General features: G+C 57.3%; 16 protein-coding genes. 14 read left to right on the top strand and 2 right to left on the bottom strand.

All coding sequences use genetic code 11. The features are described 5' to 3' along the window. Positions 1 to 33: 33 nt before the first annotated feature. On the bottom strand, positions 34 to 2586 hold the full coding sequence (gene mutS, locus AAG793_RS06760) for a DNA mismatch repair protein MutS (protein ID WP_341905924.1): 2553 nt from the start codon (positions 2584 to 2586) through the stop codon (positions 34 to 36). 347 nt (positions 2587 to 2933) lie between these two features. Here mutS and AAG793_RS06755 point away from each other — a divergent pair, with 347 nt between their 5' ends. Continuing rightward, positions 2934 to 4475 (top strand): tyrosine-type recombinase/integrase, encoded by a 1542-nt coding sequence (locus tag AAG793_RS06755; protein ID WP_341905921.1) that lies wholly within the window; start codon positions 2934 to 2936, stop codon positions 4473 to 4475. After that, complete coding sequence (locus AAG793_RS06750) at positions 4472 to 5107, top strand: hypothetical protein (RefSeq protein ID WP_341905918.1); 636 nt, start codon at positions 4472 to 4474, stop codon at positions 5105 to 5107. The genes AAG793_RS06755 and AAG793_RS06750 overlap by 4 nt, the downstream gene beginning before the upstream one ends. A gap of 99 nt (positions 5108 to 5206) precedes the next feature. On the opposite strand, the gene AAG793_RS06745 is transcribed toward AAG793_RS06750, so the two are convergent. Further along, positions 5207 to 5560: a hypothetical protein gene (locus AAG793_RS06745; RefSeq protein ID WP_341905915.1), complete on the bottom strand. Its 354-nt coding sequence runs from the start codon at positions 5558 to 5560 to the stop codon at positions 5207 to 5209. Between the two features lie 858 nt (positions 5561 to 6418). Here AAG793_RS06745 and AAG793_RS06740 point away from each other — a divergent pair. The 12 genes from AAG793_RS06740 (at position 6419) to AAG793_RS06685 (ending at position 21839) form a co-directional block, all read left to right on the top strand. Beyond that, a complete protein-coding gene (locus AAG793_RS06740) occupies positions 6419 to 7114 on the top strand; it encodes a hypothetical protein (RefSeq protein ID WP_341905912.1) in 696 nt (231 codons plus the stop codon). A gap of 148 nt (positions 7115 to 7262) precedes the next feature. Further along, positions 7263 to 7613, top strand: coding sequence for a hypothetical protein (locus AAG793_RS06735; protein WP_341905909.1), 351 nt, complete (start codon positions 7263 to 7265; stop codon positions 7611 to 7613). Next, complete coding sequence (locus AAG793_RS06730; protein ID WP_341905906.1) at positions 7610 to 8731, top strand: relaxase/mobilization nuclease domain-containing protein; 1122 nt, start codon at positions 7610 to 7612, stop codon at positions 8729 to 8731. Before AAG793_RS06735 ends, AAG793_RS06730 begins: the two co-directional genes overlap by 4 nt. Positions 8732 to 8749: 18 nt before the next feature. Next, positions 8750 to 9832 (top strand): hypothetical protein, encoded by a 1083-nt coding sequence (locus tag AAG793_RS06725; protein ID WP_341905902.1) that lies wholly within the window; start codon positions 8750 to 8752, stop codon positions 9830 to 9832. Positions 9833 to 9925: 93 nt separating this feature from the next. Continuing rightward, positions 9926 to 10873, top strand: coding sequence for a zincin-like metallopeptidase domain-containing protein (locus AAG793_RS06720; RefSeq protein WP_341905900.1), 948 nt, complete (start codon positions 9926 to 9928; stop codon positions 10871 to 10873). A 100-nt stretch (positions 10874 to 10973) separates the two neighbouring features. Beyond that, positions 10974 to 11168 (top strand): helix-turn-helix domain-containing protein, encoded by a 195-nt coding sequence (locus AAG793_RS06715; protein WP_341907634.1) that lies wholly within the window; start codon positions 10974 to 10976, stop codon positions 11166 to 11168. 7 nt (positions 11169 to 11175) lie between these two features. Beyond that, complete coding sequence (locus AAG793_RS06710) at positions 11176 to 14451, top strand: SNF2-related protein (protein WP_341905897.1); 3276 nt, start codon at positions 11176 to 11178, stop codon at positions 14449 to 14451. Then, positions 14448 to 15149, top strand: coding sequence for a DUF4391 domain-containing protein (locus AAG793_RS06705; protein ID WP_341905894.1), 702 nt, complete (start codon positions 14448 to 14450; stop codon positions 15147 to 15149). The genes AAG793_RS06710 and AAG793_RS06705 overlap by 4 nt, the downstream gene beginning before the upstream one ends. Positions 15150 to 15176: 27 nt before the next feature. After that, positions 15177 to 17195, top strand: a complete 2019-nt coding sequence (locus tag AAG793_RS06700; RefSeq protein WP_341905889.1) for a site-specific DNA-methyltransferase — start codon at positions 15177 to 15179, stop codon at positions 17193 to 17195. 187 nt (positions 17196 to 17382) lie between these two features. Continuing rightward, on the top strand, positions 17383 to 20262 hold the full coding sequence (locus AAG793_RS06695; protein ID WP_341905886.1) for a DEAD/DEAH box helicase family protein: 2880 nt from the start codon (positions 17383 to 17385) through the stop codon (positions 20260 to 20262). 60 nt (positions 20263 to 20322) lie between these two features. Continuing rightward, positions 20323 to 20910, top strand: a complete 588-nt coding sequence (locus tag AAG793_RS06690) for a hypothetical protein (RefSeq protein ID WP_341905884.1) — start codon at positions 20323 to 20325, stop codon at positions 20908 to 20910. Continuing rightward, positions 20907 to 21839, top strand: a complete 933-nt coding sequence (locus tag AAG793_RS06685) for a Kiwa anti-phage protein KwaB-like domain-containing protein (protein WP_341905882.1) — start codon at positions 20907 to 20909, stop codon at positions 21837 to 21839. Before AAG793_RS06690 ends, AAG793_RS06685 begins: the two co-directional genes overlap by 4 nt. Positions 21840 to 22029 lie beyond the last annotated feature (190 nt).

The following is a 22029-nucleotide window of genomic DNA, read 5'->3' as shown; positions in this document are numbered from 1 at the left end:
AGAAAGAGGACTGGGGCAGGCAGGAAGGCGGCGTCATGAAGCGGCAGACATTTTCTTGAGCTGGTACAGCGCCTCCAGCGCCTCCCGCGGGCTGAGCGCATCAGGGTCTATGGTACCCAATGCCTTCATCGCCGGGTGTGGTTCGGCGGCTGCCACTTCCGGCGGCGGTGCAAACAGGTCGACCTGCGCACGGGTCTCGTGCTGCTGGGCTTCCAGCGCGGTCAGGGCATGGCGCGCATGGTTGACCACGGCCGTGGGCACACCCGCCAGCCGCGCCACTGCAATGCCGTAGCTCTTGCTGGCCGGGCCGGGCTCGATGTGGTGCATGAACACGATATCGGCGCCCGATTCCACCGCACTCACATGCACGTTGATGGCGCCGTGGTGCTGCGCCGGAAATTCGGTCAGCTCAAAGTAGTGCGTGGCAAACAGCGTGAAGGCCTGCGTCTTGTTGTGCAGGTAGGCCGCAATGCCGCCAGCCAGTGCCAGACCGTCGAAGGTCGAGGTGCCGCGGCCGATCTCGTCCATCAGCACCAGCGAATGCGGGGTGGCGGTGTGCAGGATTTGCGCCGCCTCGGTCATCTCCAGCATGAAGGTCGATTGCGCGTTGGCCACGTCGTCGGCTGCGCCGATGCGGGTGTGGATGGCGTCGATGGGCCCCAGCCGGCAGGCTTCGGCAGGCACATAGGAGCCCACGCTGGCGAGTAGCACGATCAGCGCCACCTGACGCATATAGGTCGACTTGCCGCCCATGTTGGGGCCGGTGATGACCTGCATGCGCTGCTTGCCGCTCATGCTGCAGTCGTTGGCGATGAAGCTGCCGCCGCCGGTCTCGGCCAGCCGCGCCTCGACCACCGGATGACGGCCCGCGGTGATGGCTATACAGGGTTCCTTCACGAACACTGGCGCCGCCCACTGCAGCGTCAGCGAGCGCTCAGCCAGCGCGCACAGCGCGTCCAGCGACGCCAGCGCGCGCGCCAGCCGCGTGAGCGCCGGCACGTGGGTCTGCAGTTCATCCAGCAACTGTTCGTAAAGCCATTTCTCGCGTGCCAAGGCGCGCTCCTGTGCCGACAGCGCCTTGTCTTCAAAGGCCTTGAGCTCGGGCGTGATGTAGCGCTCGGCGTTCTTCAAAGTCTGGCGGCGGCGGTAGTCGTCGGGCACCTTGTCGAGCTGCCCCTGCGTGACTTCGAGGTAAAAGCCATGCACCTTGTTGAACTGCACCCGCAGGTTGGCAATGCCGGTACGGGCTTTCTCGCGCACTTCGAGGTCGAGCAGAAAACCGTCGCAATTGGTCTGGATCGCGCGAAGTTCGTCCAGATCAGCGTCACAGCCATGGTTGATGACGCCGCCGTCGCGGATCAGCGCGGCAGGTTCGTCCAGCACATAGCGGCTGAGCAGCGCAGCGCAACCGGTGGGTGGTTGCAGGTCGGAAAAAATGTGCGTCAACAGCGCTGGCAGGTTATTGCCGCCCGGCGTGAGCCCTCCGGTTTTCTGCAGCGTATCGCGCAGCGCCACCAGCTCACGCGGGCGCACCTGGCGCAGCGCAATGCGTGCGGTGATGCGCTCCACATCGCTACAGCCCTTGAGCTGCTGGCGCAGCGTCTGCTGCAGGCCGCCGCGCAGGTGGGTGATGGCGTCCAGCCGCCCGGTGGCCTCGGTGCGGTCGCGCTGCGGGCTGAGCAGCCAGCTCTTGAGCGCGCGGCTGCCCATGCCGGTGGTGCAGGTATCCATCAGCGAAAACAGCGTGGGCGAGGTTTCGCCACGCAGGGTGTGTGTGAGTTCCAGGTTGCGGCGGGTACTGGGCGGCAGCTCGATCAGTTCGCCCGAGCGCACCACTTTCAGGCCCTGGATGTGCGACAGCGCACGGCCTTGCGTGTGCTCGGCATAGCCCAGCAGCGCAGAGGCGGCGGCATGGGCATCGCCCAGGCCCTCGGCGTTCCATGACGACAGTGACGCTGCCTTGAGCTGCTCCAGCAGGCGACGCGCGCCCAGTGCGCCGTCAAACTGCCAGGCGGGCCGGGCCGAGGTGGCGCAGCGCGCGGCCTTCAGGCGTTGTTCAAACGCCGACGTGACATCGACGTTGTAGAGCAACTCGCTGGGGCCGATGCGGTCCAGCCAGGCCTCGAGTGCATCGGGCGCGCAGTGCGCGAGGTGAATGTCGCCCTGCGTCACGCTCAGCCAGGCCAGCCCACAGTTGTGACGTGCACCCTGGTGCACGGCGAGCAGGATGGATTCGGATTTGTCGTCCAGCAGCTCGGCGTCGAGCAGCGTGCCGGGCGTCACCACCCGCACCACCTTGCGCTCAACCGGGCCCTTGCTGGTGGCCACATCGCCCACCTGTTCGCAAATGGCGACTGATTCGCCCAGTTTGATCAGCTTTGCGAGGTAAGACTCCAGCGCGTGAAAGGGCACGCCGGCCATCACCACCGGCTCGCCCGCCGACTGGCCGCGCCGCGTCAACGTGATGTCGAGCAGGCGCGCGGCTTTTTCGGCGTCGCCATAGAAGACTTCATAGAAGTCCCCCATGCGGTAGAACACCAGCGTGTCGGGGTAGTCCGCCTTGATGGCGAAGTACTGCGCCATCATGGGGGTGTGATTCTGAGGCCCGTCGACCTCCCCGGACGGGATCTTCACACCAGAGGGATTTTTGCTTTTATCTATCAAAATCAATAACTTATCGTTGTTGCTCGTCCTGCTCGCTTCACCATCTTCGCCGTTTTCAGCCGTTCTGAGCCGTTGTGGCACAGGTAACTTGTAGCTCGATTGTAGCGTGTAGCCTAATCCGCTATGCGCGGCAAACTGCCTGGGCTACACTATGCTAAGTTGTTGATTTGACTTGTAGCTCAGTGCTTTGCGGCACACAAAGCACCAGGCTACAAAGCGGGGGTCAACACCCCGTCAAATTTGGCTCTTGTGCCCATTAGGCTACACGTATGCATACCCAGCTAGACCGCACCCTCGTTCGCGTAGCGCTCACTATCGACAAGCGCCCTCAGGTGGACGAGAAGACTGGGAAGGTCTTACGCGACAGCAAGAAGGCGGTGCTCTTTGAAGCGAACGAGAGCCGCAAGCCATACATGGTATTTGATGAGCATCGGGATGCTCCAAAAGGCTTTGCGGTCAAGGTGAGCCCAAGAGGCAAGTCCTTCATCGTGCAAGTGCGTCAAGGCACACGTGTCATCAAGACCAAGGTGGGGGACATCAACGAGTTTGAGTCGATGCAGAACGCCTACGAGGCAGCTTTTCAGTCGCTCAAAACGATCCGGGAAACGTCCCGAAACCCCAACACCATCAGGCGCCATCGGCAACTGGGCGAGTACACATTGGGCGAGGTCTTTGATGTTTATAAGACGTACCTCACCACGGAGCGCAAGCCCAGAGCCAAGCCCAACAGCATCTTGTCCTTGGCGAAGGGCATTGCCAAGTTTGAGCCATGGCTATCTCGGCGTGTGGTGGACATCACTACCGACGAAATCAAAGCTCGTTTCAATGAGCTCTACGAAAAGGCACCCACAGCCACGGAAGCGGCGTTTCGTTGGGCCTCGTCTGCGGTGAGCCGAAAAATCGACAACGATTTGCTGGCAACGGGAAGTCGTGGGGAGCGCCCTGCCATTGTCTCCAATCCGTTCCACATCCTCAAAGTCAACAACATGTACCGGAACCGGAAGGAACTGGAAGAGGCCTATGAGGAGGGCCGGACCAGAAATCCATTGAACGTGCGGGCGGGCGACAACGAAAACCTCACGGCGTTTTTGAATACGATTTGGGACAAGCGGGGGATGCGCCGCACCGGCTGCGACTACTTGCTTTTGAACTTCTTGTGGGGCTGCCGCAAGAGCGAGCATGCGGGACTCAAATGGAAGGAGCTCTTGTCTCCTGATGAGGTGCCCGTGAGCTCATGGGTGGACTTGAAGGGCGGGATGGTCTTCTTTTACAAGACCAAGAACGGCCTTTCGCATCGCCTGCCCCTCGGCGACTTTGCAAAGAAAATCCTTCAAGAGCGACAAGAGTTTATGGCGGAGACTCAGGAGACGCAGGACCTCGGAAAACGCAGGCTCTTCGTCTTCCCAGCCGAGAGCCCCCTGTCCAAGACAGGCCACTATTCCTCGCCTAATGAACTATTGGAGAGCATTCGTGCGGATGCTGGGGTCGATAAATTCTCGATGCACGACATTCGAAGGACCACGGGCCGCATGTGCGAGTCGTTGGACTTCTCCGAGAAAATGACCAAGCGCGTCCTCAATCACGGGGTCAAAAGTGTGACAGATCGCTATACCGAGGCTGAGTGGGCAAGGTTTGCAGAACACATGCTGCGCTTGGAGCAAGCGTTTATGGCTAGGTGCCCTCGTGCTTGGAATGCTCTGCGTCCCTTGCACTTGCAGCCTTTGGATGAAAAGCCCTGGACGCCTAAACCTTTGCGTAGCAAAGAGTCGAAGAGCATTCGCAAATCACCAGTTAAGGAGACCCGTGCATGAGCGACGACATCACGTTGGGGGAAGCCGTTCAAAGGGAGTACGAGGCCTGGGAAAAGGAGCAGCTTCTGGATATTCGCAAGCAGCTTGAGGAAGCCAAGGTGCGTTCCCAGATCGCTTCCTTGAACAGTGAGACAGAGCTAACGCCAGGTCTTGCTGCCATTTTCACGGGCCGCTCGGAGCGCAACCTTCGGGAGCTCCGTGGCACCAAAAGTGGCCCTGTTTACACGCAGCCAGAAACCGACTCCACGGCTCGAAATCAGAAGATCACCTATCGCTTGGGCGACCTAAAGGATTGGCTCGCTTCGCAGCGCACGACCTCCACGATTCATGCAGCCGAAAGGCGGGGCACGATGTTCGCAACGCTTCAAAGTCTAGGTGTGCCAGAGCCCTTTTGGGTTCACAAGCAGAAGGGTGTGGAGGCGATCTTGGGACATGTGCTCGCAACGCCTTTGACCTCGAACTTGATATCGGGTCATGCTGCTCACATCGAGTGGATCGAGTGGCCGCATGCATTGCGGATGCCTTGGAGCAATGGGCAGCAGCGCCAGGTCTTTGAAGTGCCCTACACCACGCTTCTGACGCGCGCCCTTGATGCTGCGAACGCTGGCCGCGAAGCCACCGAGCTCATATAGGCTCTTCCCGAAAAGGCGCTCGACCCCCGGCCCCCGATTGACCAAATCGCAGCATGCTTTTTCTGCCTCAGTTTGGGTATCTGCATCCGGTAGTCAATGTCATAGCCCTTTATCGCTCGCAGTTGACGTGCTCGAAGACGAGTGCTGATCTAACAGTTTTCTTTCCCACGCAGCCATCAGAGAGCCTGACGTCAAAGTTTCTAGGCCGGTCCCCTGAGCCAGCTGTCCCACTTCGGCGCCTTCTGCTCTGGCATCGCCAAGGGTGTACTCAAAGGCCGCCGCCTCATCGCTGATGCTGTACGCGTAGGGATGGCAAGCCTCTGCGTCGCTTGCAAAGTCGAGGTCATCCTTGGTAAGTGCCGCAGCCACGGCGTCTTCGGGACTGTTTGCCTCTACCTGCACCCATGCAACCTCTTGCACCAAGCGCTCAACCCGCACTCGAAATAGCGTCATCACTTGCTCCTTTGCTCCGACATTCTGCACGCCTTCTCAAGGACCTGATCGGCATCAAAGGAAACGCCACCGACTAGGTGGCGTTTCTACGTCTGGCAGCAGGTTGATGGGCGTCCCCATCGGAATGACTAAGCCGCACGTGGTGCGGATAACTTGCGACATGCATGCTGCGCGTGTTCTGCCAATTTCTAAGCCGCACATTGTGCGGATCACGACGCTGCTGACGTATGCACAGATTAGCGATCGAACACCAGAAGTCAACGCCCTCAGTCTCCCAGTGCGGTAGATCGGAGATCCGCTTTCTACCGATACGGTGTACCAAATAGAAAGTCTCCCTTATTGGGAGTGCAATGGAGGCCAAATCAGCCCGAAGTAAACGTTATTGGGAGATCATCTTATTTCTATCTCTGGAACAATTACACCTGTGATCGGCATACATCGAAAGGAATCAATTGCAACCCAAGAACACGCCGTTCTGCAACTCCGCTAGGAGTGGCCAAGAGGCGTTTGGGCAACGCTTCATGGTCTACCAATCAACCGTCCAATTAAAGGTAATAACCATGAAGAAAAAATGCAAATCCAATCATCACCAGAAAAGGGTCCCATTAACGCTGTTGGAAATAATCAGCCTCCTTAAACCCAAGATGGAGGTGGTTAGCTCAAATCGACGCATCATTGATGGACTCAAATTCGAGTTCGTGAAATTCGTTGCTCACTTCCCCCGACTGAGCGGGGAGTGCGACCGAATCTTGATCACTTCGAAGATGGTGGAAGGAACTCAGCTCACGGACTTAACAAGCGATGTTCTGACTCTTGACAAAAAGAGCCAGTTATTTGCCCTTGCGAAGGAGGTCCACCATGCTTGATCGCATCCACAACCTCCCCATCACAGGCCTCTACGATTTTTCTGAGCGGTACAAGCTCGTGAAGCGAACAGGCGACGACCTCGAACGCGACAAATTGATTGAGGTTGCCTACCTGGCAATCAGAGCCATCGAGCAAGGCCATCGGGATAGATACCTTCTGTTGCGAACTAGGCTAGCGGCAAAGGTCATCGCTGGTGGCAATGGGGCACGCATCTTCTACGACCGCAAGTCGAGGACTACGCGAACCTGGGACGACTTAATCCTCGCTCACACCACGGCAGAAATCGCTGCGAGTGCTTTCCTCGCAACAGAAGTGTTCGAGGGCTGGTTTTCGAGGACTGTCAACATGTTTCGCGGTCGCGAGAGATTGACGTGGCGGTGGCACGCAAAGAACGAGATGTTCTATTTCCGATGCAAGCGGGTGATCAAGTGTCCTGAGTTTGACGATGCATTTGCCAAAAGCATGCTCGACTTGAATGCCTGGGTGAAGCCCAGATGCCTAACTGAGTTGGCGGCTGAGGAAGCACTGGAAATCGAGAACGCCTTAGACGAGCGGAACAGGCTCCAACGGCAGTACTCGATGCAGGACGCCGAGGAGGATGAGGGGTCAGATGAAGACCCGCACCCGAGCCCGTGGCTAACTGCTGGTGTTTCTGGGTCTGCTGGTCAATCCGTCATGCGGCTTTGACACCTGTTGACAACCCCTCTCGCATTTGAGAGTGGTAGTAGCAGGCGATCAACAGCAGGCGAGAAGCAAGCAATGTGGTCAACACGGGGGTACCCGTGTTCACCACGCTTGGCTGGCATCGCCAGCACACACCACCGGAGGACACAACATGACACAACCACTACTGCCGCAACAGGCTCTGCGGCATCGATATGACATCTACCTGAACGCGGCGGAGCTGACCCGAGTGCGGGACAAGGCTCGTCAGGCACACCTGCCTGTATCGACTTTTGTGCGGCACGCGGCACTGGCTCAACCCGTGCATGCACCCCCGAGCGAAGTCAGCATCGCGGCGTGGCAGGACATGGCACGAGTCGCGGGCAACCTGAACCAGCTTGCGCACGCCATCGCCGCAGGTCGAGCGACAGGGGTGGACGTTGCGACTGTCCAGCAGGTGGCCGAGCAGGTTCGGCTGCTGCGGATGGAACTGATCGGGGCCAGTGCAGGAGCCGAGACGTGATCGCCAAGATGGTGAAGGGCAGGGGGTTCCGTGGAGCCCTGAACTACCTGTTCCGTGGCGACAGGGCCACCATCATCGGCGGCAACTTGTCGGGCCGCTCGCCCCGTGAGCTGGCTGCTGAGTTCGGTCAGTTCCGCAAGCTGCGGCCAGGGCTCGCAAAGGCCGTGGTTCACATCCCCCTGTCTGCCCACCCCGAAGACCGTTCGCTGACCGATGGCGAGATGGCAGAGATCGCCGACCGCTTGACGCAGGGCCTGGGATACGCCGACAGCCCGCACATTTTCGTGCGGCACAGCGACACCGAACACCAGCACATGCACCTGCTGCTGTGCAGGGTAGACCGACACGGCAGAGCTGTGTCGGATTCCAACGACTACCGCAGAGCCGAGCAGCTACTGCGGCAGATCGAACGCGACTACCGCCTCAGGACGGTGGACGCACCAGGGGCCAAGACCCCGAAGCAGAAGAAAAACAAACCCAAGGAGGACGACATGAATACACCACAAGAACCACTCAGACCCACGGAGGCGACCGAGCCCATCAAGCACGACAGCGACGGCGGCTACTCGCTCACCATGACCAGCCCCGATGCAGCCAAGCCTGGCAACGCGGGCACGAAGTTCAAGCGTGAAGCACGCCGCACGGTGCTGACCGAAGACTACGAGAAGCAGCTTCGTGTCCTATGGGGCGAGAGCTTTCGGTTCTATCGACACGACCGTGGCTTGGTCCTGTACTTCGACAAGCCCAAGCAGCTCAGAGACGAGGGCAGCACGGTTTCGGCAAAGGGCTTTGACGAACGAGAGGCCGCGCAGAAGCTGGTAGCCATGGCTGTCGCCAAAGGCTGGAAGGGGGTGTCCTTCACGGGCACGCCTAGCTTTGTAAAAGAGGCCATCCGCCAGGCGATGCAGATAGGCCTTGAAGTGGTCGCTGCTGACATGAGCCAGGTGGCTCTGATCGACGAGGTGAGAGCGGAAGTAGCCGCGTCGGTGCTGACCGCACGCATGGAGCCCAGCACCAGCGACTTGCTGCAACGGCTGCACGAGAGACGCAAGAAGTTCGGGCAGGTGCCAGGAGCACCTGCCCAACAAACGGATCGCCCACGACACGGGCTTTATTAACCAAAAAAGGAGTTCAACATGACTAACAAAGGAATAAGCCAGGCGGCAGCAACCGCCCAGGTAGGAAAAACGGAGACCGACATCTACATCAGCTTTGGCAGGGGGGAGTGGGCTGCCCTCAGGCAGACCTGCCTGCGATCCCAGCGCCTCTATGCCGAGCTGAAATGGCTCGCCAACTTCAAGACGGGCGTGGTCGGCACGTTCGGGCAGCAGAAGCTGAGCTACGAAGGCCTGGCCCAGATGGTCGCCATCCCCGTGAGACAGGGCGCGTCGGCCAGCCATGCGACGGTAGACGGGACGGAAATCAGGCGGCTGCTGGAACGCCTAGAAAGCCTGGGCCTGGTTGCTGATCTGCTCCACGACGGGACACGATTGACGATGACCCTGCCCATGTCGCCGATCCGAGCCAGCAAGGCTAAGGCAGTGCCCACCAAGACTGCCAAACAACCGTCAGCAAACGCGGCCAGTCGTGGGGTGGATCCCTTCTTGATAGCTGACTTTGAGCAGCGGGAGGCATCAGCGAGTTCTGACAATCGTTGGCAAGATGCCGGCAGTTATGGTGAAAAGTTGCCGACAGTTGCCGAGAAGTTGCCGACTGCCGAGCACCCCGAATCGGCTGCAAACCCGCATGAAGACTGGGATTTTGACCATCCCGACACCCCCCCATCAGTACTGGCTCTCAATACCGACCAATACCTTTCAGTACCTGACTCAGTACGGGAAACGGGTGAAGCCCTCGCTTCACCCAGTACTGACGGGGCGTGCGACACGCCCGCCCCGCCGCCGCCCCATTCGGAGCGGCCACTTTTAGAGGGGGGTGGGGCGGCCGAGAGGACGATGGGCGAGCTGGAAATCGAGCTTGCATTGAAGGCACTCCCGTCGCATGTGCTCTACATGGGGACCGCAGACAGCCGCCAGTTGATCCGGGACATGGAATCGCTGGGGGTAGAGCAGTGGGAGATCGAGCAGGCTATGGGGCGCGTGCAGATAGATGCTGGCACGCCCCTGACGCCCGCCGCAATCCTGCGGGAGCTAAAAGCAGGCAAGGTGATGCGCCGGCAGCGCAACTCCCGAGGTCTCGGGAGCCGCGTGGCCCTTTGAGCTAGGCCGATGGTCGGTGGCCTTACGGCAGCCGACCATCGGGCGATACAAGTCTGATTTGCTGTGAGAGCTTGACCCCGAGGGGGACAAGCTATGGAGAACATCAGGCAGCAAATAACCGACCAGATCGTGGCAGCCATCGAGGCGGGTACGCCTCCATGGCGGAAGGGATGGTCAAGCCCTGAGCTACATAAAAACGGCCTCACTCAGGCGTCGTACCGGGGAGTGAATCAGGTCATTTTGGCTATGACGCCATACACAGACAGCAGGTGGTTGACGTGGAAGCAGGCTGAGACTTTGGGAGTCAAGGTTAAGCGAGGATCCAAAGGCCACCGTATCGTCAAGATGGTCGAGGTGGACAGAAGCCGTGCTGCATCCGTCCAAGAAGGCGAAGTACTTGCCGAGGACAAGGGCAAGGCCCTCATCATGAAAGGCTACGTAGTCTTCAACGCCGAGCAGATCGAGGGGCTCCCTGACTTGCCACGGCCTACAAACAAGGTCGAGCCTGTTGCCGCAGTAGATGCACTGATCGAAGGCATGAAGGGCACGGGCTTGACCGTCCTGTATGGGGGCGGTCAGCCAGCGTATGCCCCACTGACCGACACCGTGAAGATGCCCTTGCCTGATCGCTTCCACACGACCCAGGACTACGCAGCGACGATGCTGCACGAGCTGGCCCACGCCTCGGGAAACAAGAAAAGGCTGGACAGGCTGAACTTGTACGCCCGATTCGGCAGCGAGGAGTACAGCAGGGAGGAGCTGGTGGCAGAGCTCTCGTCGGCATTCTTGGGTGCACAGCTCGGAATGCCCATGGCGGCCTCGATGATGGAGTCGCACGCTAGCTACATGGCGAGCTGGCTCACCGTCTTGAAGCGGGACAAGAACGAGATTTTCAGAGCAGCGGCAGAGGCCCAGAAGATCGCCGACTACTTGGCTGCATGGGCTCCTTTGCCTGATTTAGGTGTCTGCAAGGAGCCCGAACTGAATCCTTCTATGCAACACCCAAACCCCTCGCCGGCGAGGATTCGGCACTCTGCTTAGGCTGGGTCGGGGCGCTGAACGCTACCGTTGAGTCTTGTCGGTATGTGGGAGAATTGGCAACACTTGGCAACCGATGATCTTCAACGGTAAAGGCGAGACGATGTCAGAACCTGAAGGTGAAGTCCTGACCCTGGACGAGGTGGCCGCCTACTTGAAGGCCGGGAAGCGCACCGTCTATCGCCTTGCGGCCGAGGGAAAGCTCCCTGGCTTCAAGTTAGGTGGTACGTGGCGCTTTCGTCGTAGCGATCTGGACAAGTGGATTGCCGCCAAACTGAAGAGTAAGGATGCGGGGTGAGTAGCTGATGGAGCTGATCGACAACATCAACCGCCTACTAGGCGACGACCTCAAGCAGACGCTCAAACCGGGTGCCCGCCTGAAGATCGCGGCATCCTGCTTTTCGATGTATGCGTTTGAAGCGCTCAAAGCAGAACTGGAAAAGATCGACGAACTCAGTTTCATCTTCACGTCGCCCACGTTCACCGCTAGCGAAGTCACTGACAAGATTCGCAAGGAGCGCAAGGAATTCCACATTCCCAAGCAGGACCGCGAGCGCAGCCTTTACGGCAGCGAGTTCGAAATCCAGCTGCGCAACAAGCTGACCCAGCGGGCCATCGCCAAGGAGTGCGCTGACTGGATGCGCCGCAAGGCTCGGTTCAAAAGCAACCGCACCAAGGCCCCCATGCAGCCGTTCGCCTGTGTGCAGGCCAGCGGCACTGACACCGCCTACATGCCCTTGCATGGCTTCACGGCCGTAGACCTCGGCTACCAGCAAGGCAATGCCGTGTCGAACCTCGTCAACAAGATGGACGAGCCCGCCTTTGCGGCCACCTACCTGAGCCTCTTCGACCAGATCTGGAACGACCCAGAAAAGCTGGAGGACGTGACCACGCAGATCTGCGAGCACATCGCGTCCGTCTACCAGGAGAACTCGCCCGAAAGCATCTACTTCCTGATGCTCTACAACATCTTCAACGAGTTCCTCGACGAAATCGACGAAGACGTTCTGCCCAACGACCGCACCGGCTACCAGGACACCCTCATCTGGAAAAAGCTCTTCAACTTCCAGAGAGACGCGGCCACCGGCATCATCAACAAGCTAGAAACTTACAGCGGCTGCATCCTGGCTGACAGCGTGGGCTTGGGCAAGACCTTCACCGCACTGGCCGTCGTCAAGTATTACGAGCTGCGCAACAAGTCGGTTCTGGTGTTGTGCCCCAAGAAGCTGGCCGACAACTGGCTCAACTACAACCGCAACCTCAAGACCAACATCTTCGCCAAGGACCGTTTCAACTACGACGTCCTTTGCCATACCGACCTGAGCCGCACCAGCGGCGAATCCTTCGGCACCCCGCTGAACCGGATCAACTGGGGCAACTATGACCTCGTGGTCATCGACGAATCCCACAACTTCCGCAACAACGATGCCTTCAAGGACAAGGAGACCCGTTACCAGAAGCTGATGAACAAGGTCATCAAGGAAGGCGTGAAGACCAAGGTGCTGATGCTCTCGGCCACCCCAGTCAACAACCGCTTTGCCGACCTGCGCAACCAGCTGGCTCTGGCTTATGAGGGCGACTCAGAAAACCTCAGCAAGAAGCTGAAGATCGGCAAGAGCGTTGAAGAAATCTTCCGTAGCGCACAAGCCTCGTTCAATGCGTGGGCCAAGCTGCCCCCCGAAGAACGCACCGCCCGCGCCATCCTGGACTCGCTCGACTTCGACTTCTTCGAACTGCTGGACAGCGTGACCATCGCCCGCTCACGCAAGCACATCCAGACTTTCTACGACACCACGGACATCGGGCAGTTTCCTGAGCGCCGCAAGCCACTGTCTTTTCACTGTCCGCTGACCGCTAGGCCAGACGTGATGGGCTTCAACGACATCTTCGCTCAGCTTTCCTTGCTCAAGCTGGCGGTGTACGCCCCAGTCAGCTACATCCTGCCCAGCCGCCTCAAGAAGTACGAAGAAGCCTACGACACCAAGGTTGGCGGGAAAGGCACCCTCAAGCAAGCTGACCGTGAAAAGAGCTTGCAGGCCCTGATGACGGTCAACCTGCTCAAGCGGCTGGAAAGCTCCGTCGAGTCGTTTCGGTTAACTTTGAACGCCTTGCGCCGCAATCACCAAGGCACCCTCGCGAAGATCACCACCTTCAATCAGTCGGGCGTGGCAACCAGCGTCGGTGACCTGACGGAGGCACTGGAGAATCTGGACGCAGAAGACGATGACCTGCCCATCCTCGATGACGACAGCGGGGAAATTGGCTGCAAGGTGAAGATCAGCCTCGGCGATATGGACCTACCGTCGTGGGAGCACGACCTCAAGGTAGACCTGGAAGTCATCGACGCTCTGCTGGCCTCAATGGGCAAGATCACCCCGGAGGATGACGCCAAGCTCCAGCACCTCAAGGCGCACTTGCTGAACAAGATCGCCAACCCGATCAACCCCGGCAACAAGAAGGTTTTGCTCTTCACGGCGTTTGCCGACACGGCCGACTACCTCTACGCCAACCTCGCACCTGAGTTGCTGGCTGTGCAAGGGCTGCACACCGCCAAGGTGACCGGCAAAGGCGGGCCAAAGTCCACGCTGAAAAAGGGCTACGACTTTCAAGAGCTGCTGACGCTGTTCTCGCCACGCTCCAAAGAAAAGGCCGTGGTGCTGCCGACTGAGGCTGCAGAGGTGGACTTGCTGATCGGCACTGACTGCATCTCGGAAGGCCAGAACCTTCAGGACTGCGACTACCTCATCAACTACGACATCCACTGGAACCCTGTGCGGATCATCCAGCGGTTTGGCCGGGTGGACCGCATTGGCTCACCGAACAGCAGCATCCAGTTGGTCAACTACTGGCCCGACATCTCCCTTGATGAGTACATCAACCTCAAGGACCGGGTGGAAAGCCGCATGATGATCGCGGACGTTTCCGCCACCGGCGATGACAACGTGCTCTCGGCCCAGGCCAATGACGTGTCGTACCGCAAGGAGCAGTTGCGCCGCCTGCAAGAAGAAGTCATCGAGTTGGAAGATCTGAAGACCGGCGTGTCGATCACCGACCTCGGCCTCAACGACTTCCGCATGGACCTGCTCAACTACGTGAAGGAGCATGGCGAGCTGGGCAACGTGCCCACTGGCATGCACGCGGTGGTTCCGGCAAAGCCCGCCATGGGCCTGCATCCGGGCGTGATCTTCACGCTGCGCAACGTCAATGCAGGCGTAAACATCAACCAGCACAACCGGCTGCATCCGTACTACCTCGTCTACATCAACCGGGCGGGCGACGTGGTGCACGACCACACCGAGGTCAAGCGCCTGCTGGACTTGGTTCGCACTTGCTGCAAGGGGCAAGACAAACCCATCGCGCAGGCCTGCGAACTGTTCAATCAAGAGACTGCCGAAGGCCGAAAGATGCAGGTTTACTCAGACCTGCTGGGCAAAGCCATTCGCTCAATGGTCGAGGTGAAGGAAGAAAAGGACCTGGACAGCCTGTTTACCGGCGGGAAGACCACGGCGCTGACCAACACCATTTCCGGCCTAGATGACTTTGAACTCATCACCTTCGTAGTCATCCAGGAAGCCGGATGAGCCAGCTCAGCGATGCGAAGACTTGCCCAGCTTTGGTCAGCTACCCCAAGCAGGCCGAGTTCGGCCGCACGCTGCCCAAGAACAAAATTTACGAACACAGTGGTGCTAACACCCGTTTAAAAGACCTGTTCGTGGAGCAGGTCGAACAGATCGTCTGGCGATACAAGTTAGCTCCCGAGACGACCAACTTGCCCGCCAAGCCCGGCGTGCCGGAGATTCAAGTCTTCACCATTCAGTTGAAGACCCCCGAGCTGAACCACGATGTTCTGCGCTGCATTGATGGCGCGGTGCAGTTCCCCATCATCTTTGAGTTGACGTATGGCAGCGGTGCCGACGCACTTACACAGGTAGTGGCTGCCTTTAAGCGCCCGAGTGATGCGGACGCAAGCCGTTGGGTACTCTCAGATTACTTCTCGACGGACTGGTGGCCTGCGCCCACCGGACGAGTGGCAATGCCCTTATCGCTAGACCTGGCTGGACTGTACGAGCAATTGCTGCATCGTTTGCTGCCATTGCCAGCGCGAACCCAAGAACCTCTGGCTGGCTTAGTCACGCGAATTGAGCAAATCGCGACTAAGCGACGCGAAGTAGAGAGGGCCGAAGCCCGCCTGACCAAAGAAAAACAATTCAACCGCAAAGTCGAGATCAACGCGACTTTACGAACACTTAAAACCGAACTTGAAAAAATGAGCCGCTGATCTTGGGCGGACTCGAAGGAAATTAATATGGACAAACTGAAGATGCACTCCAGCAACCTTACGCAGGACCACATCGAGCGCATTCGGGACATGTTCCCGGGATGCGTAACAGAGGCAAAGACGGCAAGCGATGAAATGAAGCTGGTGGTGGATTTCGATCTGCTTCGCCAGGAGCTAGCCGACTCAATTGTCGAAGGTCCGCAAGAACGCTATCACTTGAACTGGCCCGGGAAGCGTGAGGCACTATTAACGGCTAATGCGCCGATAGCCAAAACGCTTCGCTCGTGCCGCGAGGAGAGCGTGCACTTCGACACCACGAAGAATTTGTTCATCGAAGGCGACAACCTCGACGCACTGAAGTTGTTGCAGGAGACATACCTCGGTAAGGTCAAGATGATCTACATCGATCCGCCATACAACACGGGAAAAGACTTCGTCTACGAAGACAATTTTTCAGAAAATTCCGCTGAATATCTAAAGCGTTCGAATCAGGAGGACGAAAAAGGAAATCGGCTTGTAGCCAACAAGGAATCCAATGGGAGATTCCATTCGGATTGGTTGAGCATGATGTACAGCCGCCTTGTGCTTGCGCGAAACTTTTTGACCGCAGACGGAGTTTTGATCATCTCGATAGATGAGAAGGAACACGCAAATCTCAAGAAACTTTGCGATGAAATTTTTGGCGGCCAAAACTTCTGCGGGGAAATCGTGTGGAAGAACAGCAGCAAGAATGATCAAGCCTATATCTCAATGCAACATGAGTACTTCGTTGTCTACGCGCGAGACAAAGAACAAAACAAAGGCGAATGGGTTGAAAAGAAAATTGGCCTTGATGAAATATATAGCGCATTTGATGGATTCAAGCGCACTCATGGTGACGATTGGAACGCCATTCATCAAGGTGCGCTTGACTGGTATGGGCAATTTTCGGCGTCTAACCCAATAGTCGATAGCAAGCATTACAACTGGATGGATGAGCGTGGCGTATATTTCGCGTCGGACATCTCAGGGCCTAATTTCGGTCAGTACGTCTATGACGTCATTCACCCCAAAACCAAGGCGATCTGCAAGCCACCAGCGTCGGGCTGGCGCTATCCAGAGACTGAGATGAAGGAACGAATTAAAGACAACCGAGTGCACTTTGGAAGTGATCACACTACGATTCCGAAAAACAAAACATATCTAAAAGACACAGAATATCAAAGCCTTACCAGCATGCGATTCGTTGACGGCAGGTCTGCATCAAACAGGCTTCAAGACTTATTCGGCAGTAAGGTTTTTACAAATCCCAAAGATGAGTTTCTGTTGGCGGATCTATTCAAAGCTATAGGACTAAAAGGGGAAGATATTGTCTTGGATTTCTTTGCGGGGTCAGGTTCTACGGCCCACGCGGTCCTCGAACTTAATCGAATCCAAGGAAGTAATTGCAGAATAATAACCGTACAAATCGCAGAAAATTTGGCTGACTTGCTTACCACGGCAACTGGTGGGACCAAGAAGGTTATCCAGAATGCCATTGAATTTCTTCGGAGCAAGCAACTCCCGAATACGATAGCCGAGATTTGCAAGGAACGCGTTAGGCGTGTTGGGCAAAGAATTAAAGAGGCTCAATCGCACGAGGGCTGGAGTGGCGACGTGGGTTTTCGCGTTCTGAAAATAGATACGTCAAGCATGGCTGACGTCTTCTATGCGCCTGATTCGCTGGACAAAGGCAAATTCGACCTGTTTGTTGACAACATCAAACCCGACCGCACGCCCGAAGACTTGTTGTTCCAGGTGATGCTTGACTGGGGCGTCGATCTGACTCTACCAATTAGTAAGGAGTCTGTTCAAGGCAAGGACGTGCTATTTGTCGATGGCAATGCACTTGCTGCTTGCTTCGATGCCAGCGGCAGCGTAGACGAAGCCCTCGTGAAGGAGCTGGCCAAGCAGCAGCCGCTTCGTGTGGTTTTCCGCGACGCAGGCTACAAGGACAGCTCCGTCAAGATCAACGTCGAGCAGATTTTCAAGCTGTTGTCGCCGGCCACCGAAGTGAAGTGCATCTAGAAGGCCTTAGATGAAGCTCAAATTCAAAACACAGGCCTACCAGTCCGCAGCAGTACAAGCTGTGATTGACTGCTTCAATGGGCAGCCACATGCTTCTGCCGAGGCCACCACTTATCGAATCGACCCAGGCAAAGCTAGGAAAGGGATGGAAGACCTGTTTTCCGAGTCCGGATTTAAGAACTCAGATTTGGCACTAACCGACCTGCACTTGCTCGACAACATTCAGCAGGTCCAGCGTGGCCAGAACCTGCCTGTGGATAACGCGCTGTGCAAGACCAAAGTCGCCCGCATTAATCTCGATGTAGAGATGGAAACAGGCACTGGCAAGACTTATTGCTACATCAAGTCAATCTTTGAACTGAACCGGCGCTACGGTTGGAGCAAGTTCATCATCGTTGTGCCCAGCATTGCCATTCGTGAGGGTGTTGCCAAGTCGCTGGAGATCACCGCCGAGCACTTCTTGGAGACCTACCAGAAGAAAGCGCGCTTCTTCATCTACAACTCCAAGCAGTTGCACCATCTGGAGAGCTTTTCCTCTGACGCTGGAATCAATGTCATGGTCATCAACGTGCAGGCCTTCGCCGCCCGTGGTGCCGACAACCGTCGCATTTACGAGGTGCTGGACGACTTCCAGTCGCGCCGCCCGATTGATGTCATCAGCGCCAATCGCCCTATCCTGATCCTGGACGAACCCCAGAAGATGGAAGGCGCGCAAACCTTGAAGTCTCTGGAGGAGTTCAAGGCTTTGATGGTGCTGCGCTACTCCGCCACCCACAAGACGACGCACAATAAGATTCACCGCTTGGATGCACTGGACGCCTACAACCAGAAGCTGGTGAAGAAGATCGCGGTGCGCGGCATTGCTGTCAAAGGCCTGGCTGGCACAGCGGGCTACCTGTATTTGCAGTCCATCGAGATTTCGAGCAAAAAGCCGCCCGAGGCCCGCGTCGAGTACGAACAGAAGCTGGCGGGCGGCAACATCAAACGGATCGTCAAGAAGCTGTCCAAGGGCGACAACCTCTTTGACCTGTCCAACCAACTGGACCAGTACCGCGACGGCTTCGTGGTGTCTGAAATCAACGCCAACACCGACACCTTGAGCTTCACCAACGGGCTTGAGCTGACTGTGGGCGACGCCACTGGCGATGTAAACGAGGCCGCGCTACGCCGCATCCAGATTCGTGAGGCCATCAAGGCTCACTTCGACAAGGAACAGGCACTGTTCCAGCAAGGCGTGAAGGTCTTGACGCTGTACTTCATTGACGAGGTGGCGAAGTACCGTGACTACACCTCGGCCGACGAGAAGGGCGACTATGCACGCATCTTCGAAGAGGAATACAACCAGTACCTGAACGAGGTGCTGGACCTGGACGAGACGCCATACATCAAGTACCTCAAGGGCATTCCCGCTGAGCAGACGCACAGCGGTTACTTCTCCATCGACAAAAGAACCAAACGCCTGGCTGATCCAGCCGTGGCTGCACGCGGTGAAAACGCGGGGCTGTCAGATGACGTAGACGCCTACGACCTCATCTTGAAAGACAAGGAACGCCTGCTGTCCTTTGCAGAACCTGTGCGCTTCATCTTTTCGCACTCTGCCCTGCGCGAAGGCTGGGACAACCCCAACGTGTTCGTGATCTGCGCCCTAAAGCACAGCGACAACACCGTTTCACGCCGCCAAGAAGTGGGGCGTGGCTTGCGTCTGTCCGTAAACCAGCACGGCGACCGCATGGATCACCCCGCCATCGTCCACGACGTGAACGTGCTGACCGTGGTGGCCAGCGAGAGCTACAAAGACTTCGTAGCGGCATTACAGAAGGACATCAGCGATTCGCTGTCTGCACGCCCGAAGGTGGCCGACGCAGAATTCTTCACCGGCAAGGTGCTAAAGACTGCGGCTGGCGATGTGGCGGTCACGCCGCAACTGGCCAAGCAAATCTACAAGTACCTGCTCAAGAACGACTACACCGACGATGCAGACCGCATCACCGGCACCTATCACGATGCCAAGAAGGCCGAGACATTGGCTGACCTGCCCCAAGATCTGAAGCCCTACGCCACGCAGGTCTACCAACTGATTGACAGCGTGTTCAGTGCGAGCCAGCTCCCCGACATCAGCGACGACCGGCGCCCAAAGAAGAATCCGCTCAATGCCAACTTCGACAAGCAAGAGTTCAAGGCGCTGTGGAGCCGCATCAATCGCAAGGCAGCCTACAGCGTGGCCTTCGACTCTGACGAGCTGGTTCAGAAGGCAGTCGCGGTAATGAACGACAAGGATGCTGGCCTGCGCGTCACGCCCTTGCAGTACACCATCCAACATGGTGAACAGGCCGAAGCCGTCACCTACGACGGCATCAAGGAAGGTAACGCCTTCAAGCTCAAGGCCACGGAAACCGAAACCAATCGGCAGTCGGTACATTCGGCAGTCAAGTACGACCTGATCGGCAAGCTAGCGGAAGGCACTCAACTGACGCGCAGGACGGTGGCCGACATCCTGAAGGGGCTGAGCGCTGCTGTCTTCGCCCAGTTCAAGACCAACCCCGAGAGCTTCATTGCCGAGGCCACCCGCTTGATTAACGAGCAGAAGGCCACGGTCATCATCGAGCACTTGGCCTATGACCCCGTGGAGGATAAGTTCGACCTCGACATTTTCACGGCCGGCCTGACCAAGCAGGACTTCAGCAAGGCCGGTGACAAGCTGCACCATCACATCTACGACTACCTGCTGACAGACTCCAACGTCGAACGCCAGTTCGTCAAGGAACTGGACACCAGCAGCGATGTCGTGGTCTACGCCAAGCTGCCGCGCGGCTTCCTCATTCCGACACCGGTAGGCGACTACAACCCCGACTGGGCCATCTCGTTCAAAGAGGGCTCCGTCAAGCACGTCTACTTCGTGGCGGAAACCAAAGGCTCCATGTCATCCATGGAACTGCGCGAGATTGAGAAAACCAAGATCAAGTGCGCCCGCAAGTTCTTCGATGAAATCAACCAGCGCTTTGCGCCCGAGGCCGTCAAGTACGACGTGGTAGACAGCTTCGGAAAGCTGATGGAGTTGGTGAAGTAGCGTGGCTCGCACGACTTCACATCACAAACAGCAGGGGCTGAAAACCAAGGCTGGAACACCATGCAAATGCGACTGATCCCAGCCTTGATCCTGTTTCTAGGCTCCTACTTCCCGCTGAGCCTGATATTGCTGATCCAGGACATCAAGGAATCGTCGTGGAAAGCTCCGCTGTGCAGGTTTTCGGCGGAATATTCGTGCTTCTTGCCTGAACTGACCAACCCATGGCGGGCCGTTGGATTGCTGTTTATCTGCGCGGTGAGTTTGGTTGCCTTCATGGTGATGATGAAGCGGCTATCGGCGTATTCGAGTCTTGATGTCGTGGACTCCAAGTCCGTCCCAAACGACCTCATTAACTACGTCTTCCCTTACGTGGTCTCCTTCATGGGACTCGACTTGGGTGCCGATGGAAAGTTCTATGGGTTCATGCTCTTCATCGTCCTGATGTTCATCATCACTTACCGATCAGGGCAGATTCTCATGAATCCGTTCCTGTTGGTTGCTGGTTGGCAGCTCTACGAGCTGAATATTGTGACCGAAGGGCACAAGCGTTGCGTTAAGGCGCTTTCCAAAGATCAGATCAAAGCGGGCGATCATCTTGAATCCTGCTTGGTTCATGGGATTTACGTTTTGCATCGGGGAGAAAGATGACAGTTGCGCAAGACTTGCAGGCCTTTGGTGAATTCAATGTCGACCAGGCCGTGGCATCGCTGTGGGTGTTCAAGAAGCGCCCAGCCACAGGACAGATGAACCCATTCACGGCTGTGTCCGTGGTGATGAGTGACACCTTGCGAGATCAATTGAAGGCCCTCGCCTCTGGGTATCAAGCCAGCCACACGGCGTTTGACGAGTACAGCCTGCTCAGTCAGCCCGGCGAAGGTAGCTTTCTCGCCATGGCCAGCGAACAGACTCTTTTCCAACCCCTTAAAGGGCTGATCGACCAGCCTTTGGAAGAGTGCTTGGTCAAGAACGTGAAGCAATTGAACAACGCTGCTGGATACATCCTTCGCCTGCGCCACGGTGAAGCCATCGTTTACTGCGTGAAGAAGGCCAATTCCGACTGGGCCACCCGTAAGAAAAAAGGGATGATGAACATTGTCTTCAACGGGGCCGGGCTGGACATCGTGGAGAACCCATCGTTCAGCATCTCTCGCAGCTTTGACTTCTTCGTTGCGGGCGTCAGTGTCCTGATGGTGAATAAGGCAGCATTCGAATCGGTTCTAAGCCACAAGGACACTTACGAGGAAGCCTACGCCGAACTTAAACAAGAACAGGGGTTCGTAGCAGCAATTGCCGACTTTGCGGTCTTTGATACCTTCATCGGACGGAATGCCACTCACTTGCGGAGAATGGCCGTTATCAAGGCCCGTGGCTATTACCAGAACCCGAATTACATGGCCCGGCTGCGTGAGATCAATGGCTTGCGCAACTGGGGCATCCAGTTCGACGCGGAAGGTCGAGTCGTGGCTACACCGGAGACCATGAGCGACATCTTGCATGTGCTGTTAGACCATCGTCTGCGTTCAGAGCTGTCCGACAACGACTACGACGTGCCATCGACTACGCCTGTTGGTCAGTAGAGTTCGGCGGCGTCGGGACGCATTGAGCCGGCCCTGATGGGACGCGTTTTAGCAGCTGCAAGCGTGCTCGCAGGTGCTGATGGTTCACACAGAATGGAGAGGAGACGCCCCTCGAAACACCTCGTTGAAGGCGTGCTCTGAGGTGGGGGTGGCGGGCTCGTTTTGAGCGTGGTTTAAGGCCGCTTTTGGC

Origin of the sequence: Polaromonas sp. YR568 (assembly GCF_943372955.1) — a bacterium.
Classification (GTDB): Bacteria; Pseudomonadota; Gammaproteobacteria; order Burkholderiales; family Burkholderiaceae_C; genus Polaromonas.
This window is presented reverse-complemented; position numbering and strand designations above follow the sequence as displayed.

What these genes read in the sequence shown, in the direction of transcription:
- mutS (WP_341905924.1), bottom strand. Translation starts at nt 2,586, where the DNA reads ATGATGGCGCAGTACTTCGCCATCAAGGCGGACTACCCCGACACGCTG.
- AAG793_RS06755 (WP_341905921.1), top strand. Translation starts at nt 2,934, where the DNA reads ATGCATACCCAGCTAGACCGCACCCTCGTTCGCGTAGCGCTCACTATC.
- AAG793_RS06750 (WP_341905918.1), top strand. Translation starts at nt 4,472, where the DNA reads ATGAGCGACGACATCACGTTGGGGGAAGCCGTTCAAAGGGAGTACGAG.
- AAG793_RS06745 (WP_341905915.1), bottom strand. Translation starts at nt 5,560, where the DNA reads ATGACGCTATTTCGAGTGCGGGTTGAGCGCTTGGTGCAAGAGGTTGCA.
- AAG793_RS06740 (WP_341905912.1), top strand. Translation starts at nt 6,419, where the DNA reads ATGCTTGATCGCATCCACAACCTCCCCATCACAGGCCTCTACGATTTT.
- AAG793_RS06735 (WP_341905909.1), top strand. Translation starts at nt 7,263, where the DNA reads ATGACACAACCACTACTGCCGCAACAGGCTCTGCGGCATCGATATGAC.
- AAG793_RS06725 (WP_341905902.1), top strand. Translation starts at nt 8,750, where the DNA reads ATGACTAACAAAGGAATAAGCCAGGCGGCAGCAACCGCCCAGGTAGGA.
- AAG793_RS06720 (WP_341905900.1), top strand. Translation starts at nt 9,926, where the DNA reads ATGGAGAACATCAGGCAGCAAATAACCGACCAGATCGTGGCAGCCATC.
- AAG793_RS06715 (WP_341907634.1), top strand. Translation starts at nt 10,974, where the DNA reads ATGTCAGAACCTGAAGGTGAAGTCCTGACCCTGGACGAGGTGGCCGCC.
- AAG793_RS06710 (WP_341905897.1), top strand. Translation starts at nt 11,176, where the DNA reads ATGGAGCTGATCGACAACATCAACCGCCTACTAGGCGACGACCTCAAG.
- AAG793_RS06705 (WP_341905894.1), top strand. Translation starts at nt 14,448, where the DNA reads ATGAGCCAGCTCAGCGATGCGAAGACTTGCCCAGCTTTGGTCAGCTAC.
- AAG793_RS06700 (WP_341905889.1), top strand. Translation starts at nt 15,177, where the DNA reads ATGGACAAACTGAAGATGCACTCCAGCAACCTTACGCAGGACCACATC.
- AAG793_RS06690 (WP_341905884.1), top strand. Translation starts at nt 20,323, where the DNA reads ATGCAAATGCGACTGATCCCAGCCTTGATCCTGTTTCTAGGCTCCTAC.
- AAG793_RS06685 (WP_341905882.1), top strand. Translation starts at nt 20,907, where the DNA reads ATGACAGTTGCGCAAGACTTGCAGGCCTTTGGTGAATTCAATGTCGAC.